This window comes from [Clostridium] saccharolyticum WM1 (assembly GCF_000144625.1).
Lineage (GTDB): Bacteria > Bacillota > Clostridia > Lachnospirales > Lachnospiraceae > Lacrimispora > Lacrimispora saccharolytica.
In genome coordinates this window covers 2,577,514-2,590,327 of record NC_014376.1, presented here as the reverse complement: position 1 = coordinate 2,590,327, position 12,814 = coordinate 2,577,514, and the positions used below count along the sequence as shown (strand labels likewise).

Annotated in this window: 11 protein-coding genes; 10 read left to right on the top strand and 1 reads right to left on the bottom strand. The window is 45.4% G+C overall.

The features are described 5' to 3' along the window. Window positions 1–15 precede the first annotated feature (15 nt). From CLOSA_RS12115 to CLOSA_RS12075, 10 genes are all read left to right on the top strand, one after another. The gene (locus CLOSA_RS12115; protein WP_013273059.1) at window positions 16–1,398 is read left to right on the top strand and encodes an ABC transporter substrate-binding protein; all 1,383 of its coding nucleotides are present in this window, start codon (window positions 16–18) and stop codon (window positions 1,396–1,398) included. A gap of 77 nt (window positions 1,399–1,475) precedes the next feature. Beyond that, window positions 1,476–2,495 carry a CehA/McbA family metallohydrolase domain-containing protein gene (locus CLOSA_RS12110; RefSeq protein WP_013273058.1) on the top strand — a complete coding sequence of 340 codons (1,020 nt, stop codon included), beginning with the start codon at window positions 1,476–1,478 and terminating at the stop codon, window positions 2,493–2,495. A gap of 28 nt (window positions 2,496–2,523) precedes the next feature. Next, window positions 2,524–3,792, top strand: a complete 1,269-nt coding sequence (locus CLOSA_RS12105; RefSeq protein WP_013273057.1) for an MFS transporter — start codon at window positions 2,524–2,526, stop codon at window positions 3,790–3,792. A 19-nt stretch (window positions 3,793–3,811) separates the two neighbouring features. After that, on the top strand, window positions 3,812–4,783 hold the full coding sequence (locus tag CLOSA_RS12100) for a PHP domain-containing protein (protein WP_013273056.1): 972 nt from the start codon (window positions 3,812–3,814) through the stop codon (window positions 4,781–4,783). Between the two features lie 298 nt (window positions 4,784–5,081). Further along, complete coding sequence (locus CLOSA_RS12095) at window positions 5,082–5,333, top strand: TM1266 family iron-only hydrogenase system putative regulator (RefSeq protein WP_013273055.1); 252 nt, start codon at window positions 5,082–5,084, stop codon at window positions 5,331–5,333. Between the two features lie 84 nt (window positions 5,334–5,417). Then, window positions 5,418–6,833 (top strand): [FeFe] hydrogenase H-cluster radical SAM maturase HydG, encoded by a 1,416-nt coding sequence (gene hydG / locus CLOSA_RS12090; protein ID WP_013273054.1) that lies wholly within the window; start codon window positions 5,418–5,420, stop codon window positions 6,831–6,833. A gap of 84 nt (window positions 6,834–6,917) precedes the next feature. Next, the gene (gene hydF, locus CLOSA_RS12085) at window positions 6,918–8,114 is read left to right on the top strand and encodes a [FeFe] hydrogenase H-cluster maturation GTPase HydF (RefSeq protein ID WP_013273053.1); all 1,197 of its coding nucleotides are present in this window, start codon (window positions 6,918–6,920) and stop codon (window positions 8,112–8,114) included. 315 nt (window positions 8,115–8,429) lie between these two features. Further along, complete coding sequence (locus tag CLOSA_RS12080) at window positions 8,430–9,566, top strand: sodium ion-translocating decarboxylase subunit beta (protein WP_013273052.1); 1,137 nt, start codon at window positions 8,430–8,432, stop codon at window positions 9,564–9,566. 49 nt (window positions 9,567–9,615) lie between these two features. Further along, window positions 9,616–9,756 (top strand): hypothetical protein, encoded by a 141-nt coding sequence (locus CLOSA_RS22915; protein WP_013273051.1) that lies wholly within the window; start codon window positions 9,616–9,618, stop codon window positions 9,754–9,756. A 212-nt stretch (window positions 9,757–9,968) separates the two neighbouring features. Next, on the top strand, window positions 9,969–11,324 hold the full coding sequence (locus CLOSA_RS12075) for an MATE family efflux transporter (RefSeq protein ID WP_013273050.1): 1,356 nt from the start codon (window positions 9,969–9,971) through the stop codon (window positions 11,322–11,324). On the opposite strand, the gene CLOSA_RS12070 is transcribed toward CLOSA_RS12075, so the two are convergent. Further along, on the bottom strand, window positions 11,275–12,807 hold the full coding sequence (locus CLOSA_RS12070; RefSeq protein WP_013273049.1) for a response regulator transcription factor: 1,533 nt from the start codon (window positions 12,805–12,807) through the stop codon (window positions 11,275–11,277). The two genes, CLOSA_RS12075 and CLOSA_RS12070, sit on opposite strands and share 50 nt — an antisense overlap. Between the last annotated feature and the right edge of the window lie 7 nt (window positions 12,808–12,814).

Genomic DNA, 12,814 nt, shown 5'->3' with positions numbered 1-12,814 from the left:
AGGAGGGTAACAGAAATGAAATTAAGAAGTGCATTCAAACGGGGTGCTGCTTTCAGCTTGGCTGCAGCAATGGTTTTAAGTACAGCCGGATGCAGCCAAACCGATGAAACGAAATCCAATGGGGACAGCAAAGCAGCAACCGAAACTGCGCAAAAAGCGGACAGCGGAAAGCCATATGACGGCGTAACCGTAAAGTGGGCATTGACAGATAACGCTGCAACAGCAACGGAAACAAAAGAAATGATCGAACTGATTAAAGAAAAAACAGGTATTAATGTTGAATTTTTCATTACCCCTACCTCAAAAGCGGGAGAAATGGACAAGGTACTTGTAAGCTTGATGGCTGGGGAAGAAATGGATATTGTAAACAGAACCCCGCTTCAATTAGAAGAATTCTACAAAGCTGCTGTATTAGAGCCGATGGATGAGCTTGCAAAAGCAGAAAATTATGATATGGATACGGTGTATGGCGGCCAGACGGTAAAATTTGATAATCAGACATATGCAATTCCAGCAGAAAAAGACATTTGGCTCACCTATTACAACAAGAAGATTTTTGATGAAGCAAACATTCCATATCCAACTGCAGAAGGCTGGACATGGGAAAAATATGTTGAAACTGCTAAAAAATTGAACAATCCAGAGAAAAATGTCTGGGGCTCATTTATGAGCGATGACGTTGCATGCAATTACATGCTGGCAACACAAAAGGGTGCCTCCCCTTACAAGGAAGACGGTTCCGCTAATTTCGATGATCCTGCCTATGCAGATGCAATGAAATGGTTCTTCAGTCTGGGGAATGAGCTGAAAATCCAGCCAAACTGCCTGGATCTGGCTTCCGGTACATATCCATACAACTCCTTTATGGTAAATGGAAACATCGGAATGTACGTTTACGGCGGCTGGGTGGCAAGCGCCTTATCAGACAAGGTGAAATACCCAAGAGACTGGGAACTGGGAATTCTTCCAATGCCTTATCCGGAAGGCTCCGAGGCGTCTTCTCTGACCATTACAAACTGCTATGGGATCCCTAAGACCTCTAAGAATAAGGCTGCGGCGTTTGAGGCGATCAGAACCATTTGTGAAAACAAATATACCTTAGGTTACGGACGTGTTCCTGCCAAGATCTTAACAGAGGATGAAGCAAAGGCTTATATTGAAAGCAGCCTGCTTCCAAAATTCAAAGATGACAACTTAACAGTAGAAGATTTTATGGCAGGCTGGTTTGACAACAGCAGAGCTTACTTGGGTGAAAAGATCATGGGTACTGCGGATACAACCATTGGACAGATTTACACCGAGGAAGGCCAGCTATACGGCCAGGGACAGAAATCACTGGAAGACACCATGAAATCCATTCAGGACAGAGCAAATGAAGCAATAAAAGAAGCACAGTAATCATAAAAAAGCGCTGCTATGGCATTTGGCAGCGCTTTTTAAATGAGGCAAATAAGCGGCAGGAAAGGGAAAGACAAATGGAGGAACGGATTTATCTCCTACCCAAGGAGGGGGCTTTTTATAAAGCGAATATGGTCTGCCATACAACGGTTTCAGACGGAAAACTGACGCCAGAACAGGTAAAAGAAGAATATGGAAAGAGGGGATACCAGATCGTAGCCTATGTAGATCAGGGGAAGTATTGCCCTCATGGGGAACTGACTACAAAGAATTTCCTGGCCCTTGCAGGCTTTGGGGTTGAGAGTAGGGGAGGTATTGGGGACGGGAATGAAACCGGAAAAGGAACCTTTTCCATGAATTTTTATGATGCAGACCCCCAAAAGATGCAGGAGGTAAAGGCAGAAATCTGCGGACGGGAAGCTTGGGATCAGGGTTTAGCCGGGATTAACGTTTCCATAAAGAAGATGAGTCAACTAGGTTTTCTTGCATGCTGCAGCCATCCATACCGGTCCATGCTAAAATTCGGGGAATATACAGGGCTTGATGGACTTTTTGCCATGGGGATCTATGATTACAGCAGCGACATAGAAGCGCTGAATGGTTACAATCCGCAGGCTTATGATGAAATGCTGCGGCAGGGAAAGAAAATTTATTGTCTGGCTTCAGATGGCAACCGGAATGAATATCCAATGGGGCATCCCCTCTGTGATTCTTTCGGTGGTTTTATTAAGGTCAAAGCAAAGGAGCTTACATATTCAGCAGTGATGCAGGCCTTAAAACAGGGGGATTTCTACAGCTCTATGGGACCTGAGATACTTTCCCTCTATATAGAGGGCCTGGACCTGGTGGTAAAGACCAGCCCGGTGGAAAAAATTTATGTAGCAACAGAAAGCAGAAACTGCCATATAAAGGCAGCCGTTCCAGGTGAACGATTGGAAGAGGCCAGATTTCCCTTAACAGGAAGAGAGGGATATATCCGGGTGGTCTGCCGCAGTGAAAATGGGCTTTATGCAAATTCCAACGCATATTTTCTGAAGGATCTGCCCTTGGAATTTATCACAAAGACAGTGTGCCCCGTTTCACCGGGCATTACCTGAATATGCTTGATTCATTAGGAGGCAAAATTTGGACAGAATCGTACAGCAAAAAAAGATCCGGTCAGAGAAAAATCAAACCATGCTGTTCTGGCTATGCTGGGCGGCTTATTTTTCCACATATCTTGGGCGGCTGAATTACTCCGCTTCCTTAACGGAAATCATCAGGGCAGAAGGATATGAAAAAGGAGCGGCAGGCCTTATAGGAACCGCATTCTTTTTTTCCTATGGACTTGGTCAGCTTTTCAGCGGGATACTGGGAGACCGAAAAAAGCCTTATAAAATGATATTGATAGGGGTACTTGGTTCTGGAATCTGCAATGGAGCTATGGGTTTGTCATCATCCGTCCGGCAGATGGCGGCGGTATGGTGCATCAATGGACTGCTCCAGTCCCTGATCTGGTCCCCTATCATTAAACTATTTTCCGACTGGATCCCGGCAGGCAGCCAGAAAAAATTCTGCGTCAACATCAACAGCAGTGTTCCAATCGGCACTTTTGCAGCCTATGGGCTGACTGCCCTCCTTATATGGAAATTCCACTGGAGAACGGTTTTTTTCTTTTCCGCTCTGTGCTTGACAGCGATCAGTGTAATCTGGTATTTGGGCAGTCATAAAATCATGCGTGATGTAGAAGAAAACGGGATTTTAGAAGAACCGGTATTTGTTTCACAAGAGAAAAAACAGGCGGATGTTTCCATGCGGAACCTGGTTTTAGGTTCCGGAATGATATTCTTTTGCTTTGGGCTGATGTTCCAGGGGGTATTAAAGGATGGGGTGACTACCTGGATTCCAACTTATATCCGGGAAGAGTATCATATGGAATCCGTAATTTCCATTATCAGTACCACCATCATACCGGTTTTTAACTTAAGCGGTGTATATATGGCATCCATAGCCAACCGGAAGGTTTTTAAAAGCGAGATTACCACATCTGCATCGTTCTTTGCTCTATGCGCTGGAGCGCTGGTACTATTGCGGCTTTATCAAGGCGGGTCCGTATTGGTCGTGCTGTTATTATTCGGCATGGCGACAACGGCAATGATGGCGGTGAACACCATGCTAGTCAGCATGGTACCCCTATATTTCGCACCTTACGGGAAATCCTCCACTGCCTCAGGGATTTTAAATTCCTCTGCTTATGCGGGAGGAGCGGTCTCTGCCTATGGAATCGGAGTGCTGTCTGAATGGCTGGGCTGGGATGCCACTATTTTGATCTGGATTATCATTGCCGTTTTGGGAGCATGGGTATGCACGGCCGGAATCGCCCGGTGGAAGCGGTTTCTCCAATATGGTATTTAAGGAATGGGAGGAAAACAGGATGGAAAACAGAATTTATTTATTACCTGGGAATGGAAGGTTTTACAAAGCAAACCTTCATAGCCATACAGTGGTATCAGACGGAAGAATGACTCCGGAAGAGGCTAAGGAGAACTATAAGAAGCGTGGGTATGAGATCGTGGCATTTACGGATCACAGGATCTACCGAAATCATGAGGAATTAAATGATGAGGGATTCCTGGCCCTTGCGGCCGTTGAGGTGGATATTAATGAGACCAGCCCGGACAGACTTGGTCCAAAGGACAAAACATACCATATAAATCTGTACGATACAAATCCCGGATTTAAAAGAGCCAAAAAGGAGCAGGGGATATGCCCGGAATGCAGGTACGGGGATTTTGACGGCATCAATAAGTATCTGGAGGAGATGAAGGGGCTGGGATTTCTTTCCTGCTATAACCATCCTTACTGGTCCATGCAGAATTATGAAGATTATAAAGGCTTACAGGGGCTTTTTGCCATGGAGATCTACAATCATGGATGCGAGCATGACGGGCTGTATGGCTATCATCCCCAGTCCTATGATGAAATGCTCCGTTTAGGCAACCATCTGTGGTGCCTGGCAACGGATGACAATCATAACAGCTATCCCTTTGATCATCCTCTATGCGATTCTTTTGGTGGCTTTACCATGATAAAAGCAGATCGCCTAAGCTATGGTTCCGTAGTGAACGGATTGGTAAACGGCCATTTCTACAGCTCCATGGGACCGGAGATAAAGGAGCTTTATGTGGAGGGCAGGAATCTGGTGGTTAAGACCGGGCCGGTCCAGGCCATCTGCGGGATCACGGATATGGGAAGAACCTGCCGCAGAGCCAATGGGCAGGGAGAATCCCTTACGGAAGCAAGGTTTCCTCTTCATGGAAATGAAATGTATATCCGGGTTGAGTGTAAGGATGAGAAGGGACTTTTTGCCAACAGCAATGCCTATTTTCTTTCTGATATGGAATAAAGCTGGCTCCATGAAGGTTAAGTAAACCGTTCATGGAGCTAGTTTCGCCCATCAGGCAGCAAACATGGTCCTGCAAAGCCACCGGCCGGTTCTCATAAAAAATATTTTATAAGTGGGGGTAATTGAAAAAAAATCTCAAATATGATATGCTGTCCTCATAGCAGCATCCTGATACCAAAAATCCGGTTTGAGGTAGAAGGTTCGGCACCTGAGAAATTGTTTATTTTGCCGCGCCTTTATGGCGCGGTTTTTTGCTTTATCAAGCAGGATCCAGAATAAAATTTACGGAGGAATGATGATGGAAACCAGAATTGCAGTAATCGGTATTGTGGTAGAAGAGGAAGAATCCGTAGAATTACTCAATGACATTCTTCATGAGTACCGGCAGCATATCATTGGCCGAATGGGAATCCCTTACCCTAAAAAACAGGTGAGCATCATCAGCATTGCAGTGGATGCACCCCAGAGCATTATTTCCGCCCTGACCGGTAAGATCGGAAAATTAAAAGGTATCAGTTCCAAAACTGCCTATCAGGGAAAACAGGCATAACAAAGCTGTTTTAAAAGGCAAGCCCTTAAGAAAATTTAACTGACGGAGAAGCAGAAGCTGACCCAAAAGAAAGGAAGTAACACTATGTATGATCCGAAATCCCTAAAAGCGGAAGAATTTATTTCCCATGAAGAAATTCTTGATACGCTTGACTACGCGGAAAGAAACAAATCAAATACTGAGCTGATCGATCAGATCATTGCCAAGGCAAGGCTGGCAAAAGGCCTGACCCATCGGGAGGCCTCTGTCTTACTGGCCTGTGACATTCCGGAAAAAATCCAGGAAATCTACGATCTGGCAGAACAGATCAAAAAGGATTTCTATGGAAGCCGCATCGTCATGTTTGCCCCTCTTTATCTATCCAACTACTGTGTAAATGGCTGTACCTACTGTCCCTATCATTTAAAAAACAAACATATCGCCAGGAAAAAGCTGACTCTTGATGAGGTGGAAAAAGAAGTCATCGCTCTTCAGGACATGGGGCATAAAAGGCTTGCCATTGAAGCAGGAGAGGATCCTGTAAACAATCCCATTGAATATATCCTGGATTGTATTAAAACCATATATTCCATCAAGCATAAAAACGGCGCCATCCGCCGGGTCAATATCAACATTGCCGCGACCACGGTAGAGAATTACCGGAAGCTGAAAGAAGCGGAGATCGGAACCTATATTCTCTTTCAGGAGACCTATCACAAGGAAAGCTATGAAAAGCTCCACCCAACAGGCCCCAAGCACAACTATGCTTACCACACCGAGGCAATGGACCGGGCAATGGAAGGCGGCATTGATGACGTAGGCCTGGGTGTTCTCTTCGGATTAGAGCTGTACCAGTATGAATTTGCAGGACTTCTAATGCATGCGGAGCATCTGGAAGCGGTTCATGGTGTAGGACCTCATACCATCAGCGTTCCCCGCATCAAGAGAGCCGATGATATTGATCCCAATGCCTTTGACAATGGAATTGATGATGAAATATTTGCCAAGCTCTGCGCTCTGATCCGGATTTCAGTCCCTTATACGGGAATGATCGTTTCCACCAGGGAAAGCCAGAAGGTAAGAGAAAAGGTGATCCGCCTGGGCGTATCCCAGATCAGCGGAGGTTCCAGAACCAGCGTAGGCGGCTATCAGGAGGAAATACGACCTACGGATACGGAACAATTTGACGTTTCGGATCAGCGTTCTCTGGATGAAGTAGTTCACTGGCTCATGGATATGGGCTATATTCCCTCTTTCTGCACGGCCTGCTACCGGGAAGGGCGTACAGGAGACCGGTTTATGAGTCTTTGCAAAAGCGGTCAGATCCAGAATTGCTGTCAGCCTAATGCCCTGATGACCTTAAAGGAATATTTGATGGATTATGCTTCAGAGGATACAACAAAAATCGGCGAAGCCCTGATTGCGGCGGAATTAAACCACATTCCAAAGGAGAAGGTCCGCCTGATTTGTAAGGACCATTTAGAAAAGATAGAACAAGGGATCAGGGATTTCCGTTTCTGACCCTGCTGACAGTTGCCCAAGTCTGACAAGCCTGACTTGGGCTCGCTGCCATCGCAGTAATTAACAGTAAAAGAGGTGATCGCCATGGGACTTAATGAAACACCATCCTCCGAGCGGGTACACATTGGATTTTTCGGCCGGCGCAATGCGGGGAAATCAAGCGTTGTCAATGCAGTGACCGGGCAGGAGCTGTCCGTCGTGTCAGAGGTGAAGGGAACGACCACAGATCCTGTTTATAAATCCATGGAGCTTCTTCCCATGGGACCGGTGGTCATCATCGATACGCCGGGCTTTGATGATGAAGGCGCTTTGGGAGAGATGCGGGTAAGGAAAACAAAACAGATATTAAACCGGTCCGACTGTGCGGTTTTGGTGGTAGATGGGGCCGCAGGTAAGACAAAAACCGATGAGGAACTGATCCATTTGTTTCAGGAAAAGAAGATTCCTTATGTGGTTGCTTATAATAAGTGCGACCTTACCGGGGAACAGACCTATGAGGACGGACTTTCCGTCAGTGCGTCGGAAGGACTGTTTATTCAGGAGTTAAAGGAACGGATCGGAGGCCTTGTAAATACCGGAGATACAAAAATGAGGATCGTAGGGGATCTGCTGAATCCTTATGACCTGGTGGTTTTGGTGATTCCCATTGACAAGGCTGCGCCAAAGGGACGCCTGATCCTGCCCCAGCAGCAGGCGATCCGGGATATTCTGGAAGCAGGTGCCGTATCAGTGGCAGTGCGTGAAACAGAATTAAAGGGAACCTTGGAAAGGCTGGGAGCCAGGCCTGCCCTTGTTATTACAGACAGTCAGGCCTTTGAGCAGGTAAGTAAGGATACGCCGGAAGAGATCCTTCTCACATCCTTCTCCATCCTTATGGCCAGATATAAGGGCTTTTTAGGGGATGCGGTAAAGGGAGTGGCGGTCATAGGAGATTTGAAAGATGGGGACAAGATCCTGATTTCCGAAGGCTGTACCCACCACCGGCAGTGCGATGATATTGGTACCGTAAAGCTTCCCCGCTGGCTTCGGCAGCATACGGGAAAGGAGCTTGTGATAGAGACATCCTCCGGCCGGGAATTTCCGGAAGATTTGTCGGACTATAAGCTGATCATTCATTGCGGCGGATGCATGCTGAATGAACGGGAAATGGAATACCGGAGAAAGTGTGCGGCAGATGCCGGGGTGCCCTTTACCAATTATGGAACAGCCATCGCTTCTATGAAGGGTATTTTGAAAAGGAGCCTAAAGGTATTCCCTCATCTGAAAGAGCTGCTGCCCTGATAAGTTATGCCTTTGGTTTGCCGGTATCATACAAATGTTAATGGATTGTATAAATATGTTTGTTCCTGTTGACTTGCGGATATGCTTATGATATGTTAATGATAGCCAGATATAGAGGGACAGTCATCATGAGGTAACTGAAAAAGCCTTAATTTTATTGGCAAGCAGTGAGATCAATAACCGGAACTGTCAGGTTCCGGTTTTATTTGAAAAGACAAGGCCTGTGTCCTGGTTAGGAACAGGTCTTGTCTATTTTGATTGCCCGGGAGGTTTTTGACGGCAGGAAAAGATCGTATAGGTGAAGGGAGATAAAAAATGGATTTTTTATTGTCAGGTATTACTTCTATTACAATTCCTCAGTTAGTCATGTATTTCGTAGGGTTTTTACTGATCTATCTTGCGGTTAACAAGGGGTACGAGCCTTCCCTCCTTCTCCCCATGGGATTCGGAGCAATCCTGGTCAACCTTCCCATGTCAGGTGTGGTGGATCAGATCCTCCCCGGCATAGGCAATACCCATGGGATTATTCAGTGGCTGTTTGAATCAGGGATCGAAGCCTCGGAAGCGCTGCCTCTCCTCCTTTTTATCGGTATTGGAGCCATGATTGATTTTGGCCCCCTTTTGTCCAATCCCATTATGATGCTGTTCGGTGCGGCAGCCCAATTTGGTATCTTTCTAACCATATCTGTAGCGGTATTGCTTGGTTTTGAACTTTCTGATGCAGCTTCCATTGGGATTATCGGTGCAGCTGACGGACCCACCTCCATACTGGTTTCTCAGATCCTTAAGTCAAACTACATCGGACCAATTGCGGTGGCGGCTTATTCCTACATGGCCCTGGTTCCTCTGGTCCAGCCTTTTGCCATTAAGCTGGTCACCACCAAAAAGGAACGCCAGATCCGAATGCCTTACAATCCCGTATCAGTGTCCAAAAGGATCCGGATTCTTTTTCCCATCGCAGTTTCCATGATTGCAGGATTTGTTGCCCCCCAGTCTGTTTCTCTGGTAGGCTTTCTGATGTTTGGAAACTTATTAAGAGAATGCGGGGTTCTGCACAGCTTATCCGATGCGGCACAGAATATACTTGCCAATCTGATTACTCTGCTGCTGGGGATTACCATTTCCTTCAGTATGAGAGCTGAAGCTTTTGTGACCTGGCAGACCCTTGTGATTCTTGTCCTTGGTCTTTTTGCTTTTGTATTCGATACCATAGGAGGAGTGATGTTTGCCAAGTTTATTAATCTATTCCGTAAAAACAAAATCAACCCCATGATCGGCGCAGCCGGTATATCCGCTTTCCCCATGTCAGCCCGTGTTGTACAGAAGATGTCCATTAAGGAAGACCCTACCAATCATCTGCTGATGCATGCGATCGGGGCAAATGTTTCCGGGCAGATTGCCTCTGTTTTGGCAGGGGGAATTGTCTTGAACCTTTTGACCACCTTATTATGAACGGGATCCGTTGACGGAATCTCTGCTGACGGATAGAAAGGAGCCAGCTATGTTAGATAAATTTCTTTTGTCACTGGGTATTATGTGGAAGGGAATGCTCAGTATATTTGTAGTTATCATAATTATCACACTGCTTATCATGGGATTTCAGTGGATTGAGAAAAACCTTCTGGATAAAAAGGATAAGTAATGTAAGAAATGACAAGCAATTTTATCGTGAAGGTTAAAATCACTGAAGATTGACAAACTGCCCATACTGTATTATGATAGCTTTGGCTTTTATAAATAAACCTGTTCTTTGCCACCGGGTAAAGAATTTTAAGGTGTTCTGAAGTATTCCGTTAGGTCGTAGAAGGAATATTTTAAGAACACCTTTTTTATGTTATAAGGAGGATAAGAAAGATGGTACAATCTGTTTTAAAAAGCTATGTCAAATATGTAAGCCTTAATATTCTTGGAATGATAGGACTCTCCTGCTATATACTGGCGGATACCTTTTTTGTATCAAAGGCACTGGGCGCTGCAGGCCTGGCGGCGCTGAATTTTTCCATTGGGATTTACAGTCTGATCCATGGCACCGGACTGATGATCGGCATGGGAGGCGCTACCCGGTACAGCATTTTAAAATACCAGAATGAGGGGAAACAAATCAATTCCGTTTTTACCTCCAGCCTAAAGCTTGGGGCCGTTGCCGGAATATTATTTGTAATAACAGGAATACTGGGTACCGATTCTCTGGCTGTAATATTGGGGGCGGATGCAGCCACTTTACCGCTGACCAGGAAATATTTAAGTACCATACTTTCCTTTGCACCGATTTTTATCCTCAATAATGTTATGCTGGCATTTGTGAGGAATGACAATAATCCTAAATTGTCCATGATTGCAATGCTGACAGGGAGCTTTTCCAACATTATTCTGGATTATGTATTTATGTTTCCCATGGGAATGGGGATGTTTGGTGCCGCTTTTGCCACCGGTCTGGCCCCCGTCATCAGTCTTGGGGTTTTATCCCTGCACTTTTTAGGGGGGAAAAGCGGCCTTGGGTGGATTCGAAGCAGAATTCAGCTGAAAACTGTACGGGATATCCTGGGTCTGGGTCTGTCTGCATTGATTACGGAGGTGTCCTCTGCCATTGTTTTGATCACCTTTAATCTGGTTATCCTGGGCCTGGAGGGAAATCTGGGTATTGCATCCTATGGAATTGTGGCCAATATTGCACTGGTAGGGATTTCGGTTTTTACAGGAATTGCCCAGGGGATACAGCCGCTGGTCAGCAAAGCCTATGGCTCAGGGAACGGTGTGATGATTAAGAAACTGCTCCGTTATGCAGTTGCCACCTCTTTGGCTGTAGCATCAGTCATTTATTCTCTGGTATTTTTCTGCTCAGATCAGATGATCAAGGTATTCAATAGTGATCAGAATGCCGTAATTGCATTGCTCGCCAGGGAAGGGCTTAAGATTTATTTTATCGGGTTTTTCTTTGCAGGAATCAATATTATTATAAGCATGTATTTAAGTGCTGCCGAGCGGGGAATGCTTGCCTTTCTTGTTTCCGTGGCACGGGGCTGTATTGTTCTTGTACCCATGGTGCTCCTTTTAAGCCGGATCTGGGAAATGACAGGGGTTTGGCTGTCATTTGTTATAACAGAAGGATTGGTGAATGTCCTTTGCGTAATATTGATGTTTTGGAAAAAAGTACAGTTGCTTATGAGGAAGCTTTATAATCCCCAGGACTTTTTCCGGTCACTTCCTTAAAAGCACGGATAAAGTGTGCGGAATCATTATAACCCACCGCCTGAGCGATTTCGTAAATTTTCATATTGTTGTCAGCAATGAGACGGATGGACTTTTCAATGCGGCAATTACGTAGATAATCACGGTAGGTGAGACCGGCCTTGCTCTTAAAAAAGGAGGAAAAATAGCTTTTGTTCATGTAAACATGGGCGGCTACCTCTTCCAGGCTGATGCATTCATTGTAATTCTTATCAATGTAGGATTTTGCCTTTTCAATAATGCAGTCTTCCTTATTAGGCAGGGAGTGCAGCACAACCTCCACCAGGTGATTTAAGGAACCGTATAATTCCTTTTCCAGAATCGAAAAGGAAGGGGCATTCTCGATTTGGCCGAACAGATCATGTTCGCTGAATTTCAGCCCGCTGACCGGCTCGATATATTTTGGATTCAGCCGAATCAGTGCATAAATAAAATGATTCAGCGTCTTTTTTGTCTCCTTCACCGGTGGCTTTAAATAATTGCTGACAGCAAAGAAAAGGCGGAGATGATGGAGGGTGTTCTTCATATCATAAACGGCCAGGGAATTTGTTGCCTGATGGATGAATTCGGAAATATCCTTAATAGAATAACCATCATAAGCAGGGTTATGGGGGAGGTCGTAATAGCCCGATTCAAACCAGTCGAGACAATCTTTAAACCCATTGGAGCATTGGCGGAAGGTGATATATTGATTGCTGAATTGAAACTTATAACCCTGGCCGGACAGATGCTCCCCATAGGAAAGGAGGCTGTCAAAGCAGTCGGGGATATCTGTATCAGGAAACAGCATAAATACAAAACAGGAGGCCATTTCCCCTGTTATAATGGTTCGGTATTGGATATGGGACCGGTACAGGCAGTGGTAAAGGTCTTCACGCAGACCTTCCTGAAGCTGAAAAAGCTTACCGGAATAAACGGCATTCAGCTTAATGCAGCCCACGATACAGGCAGAGTCGGGGGTCAGGGTATACTTTTCTTCAAATGCAAGCATATGAGCAGTTTTTTGTATGGGCTTCTGTAAATAGGATTCCAGCAACTGCTGCATGTTAATGGGATAATTACGTCCGCCCAAGCCGCTTTGCTCTGTCATGACCTGGGCCAGCAGCCGGTACAGGAGCTGATTCAACACCGGGAAATCAATGGGCTTTAAAAGATAATCAACTGCACCAAGACGAAGGGCATCTCTTGCAAGGTTAAAGTCGTCATAACTGCTTAGGACAACGCTTTTGCAGGTGATGTGATGCTGCTTGATAAAGCCCAGCAATTCAATTCCGTTCATAACCGGCATCTTAATATCGGTAATCAAGATATCAATGGTATTACATCTTAAGATATCGACCGCGATGGCCCCGTTCTTGCAGCTTAATACGTTTAACTTGTTTTCAAATTCCTTTTCTACGGCATGGGCAAGGCCTTCCAGAATATCCGGATCATCATCTGCGATTAATATATAGTTGCTTGTCATAAGCGCC

What these genes read in the sequence shown, in the direction of transcription:
- CLOSA_RS12100 (WP_013273056.1), top strand. Translation starts at nt 3,812, where the DNA reads ATGGAAAACAGAATTTATTTATTACCTGGGAATGGAAGGTTTTACAAA.
- hydG (WP_013273054.1), top strand. Translation starts at nt 5,418, where the DNA reads ATGTATGATCCGAAATCCCTAAAAGCGGAAGAATTTATTTCCCATGAA.
- CLOSA_RS12075 (WP_013273050.1), top strand. Translation starts at nt 9,969, where the DNA reads ATGGTACAATCTGTTTTAAAAAGCTATGTCAAATATGTAAGCCTTAAT.
- hydF (WP_013273053.1), top strand. Translation starts at nt 6,918, where the DNA reads ATGGGACTTAATGAAACACCATCCTCCGAGCGGGTACACATTGGATTT.
- CLOSA_RS12110 (WP_013273058.1), top strand. Translation starts at nt 1,476, where the DNA reads ATGGAGGAACGGATTTATCTCCTACCCAAGGAGGGGGCTTTTTATAAA.
- CLOSA_RS22915 (WP_013273051.1), top strand. Translation starts at nt 9,616, where the DNA reads ATGTTAGATAAATTTCTTTTGTCACTGGGTATTATGTGGAAGGGAATG.
- CLOSA_RS12115 (WP_013273059.1), top strand. Translation starts at nt 16, where the DNA reads ATGAAATTAAGAAGTGCATTCAAACGGGGTGCTGCTTTCAGCTTGGCT.
- CLOSA_RS12080 (WP_013273052.1), top strand. Translation starts at nt 8,430, where the DNA reads ATGGATTTTTTATTGTCAGGTATTACTTCTATTACAATTCCTCAGTTA.
- CLOSA_RS12070 (WP_013273049.1), bottom strand. Translation starts at nt 12,807, where the DNA reads ATGACAAGCAACTATATATTAATCGCAGATGATGATCCGGATATTCTG.
- CLOSA_RS12095 (WP_013273055.1), top strand. Translation starts at nt 5,082, where the DNA reads ATGGAAACCAGAATTGCAGTAATCGGTATTGTGGTAGAAGAGGAAGAA.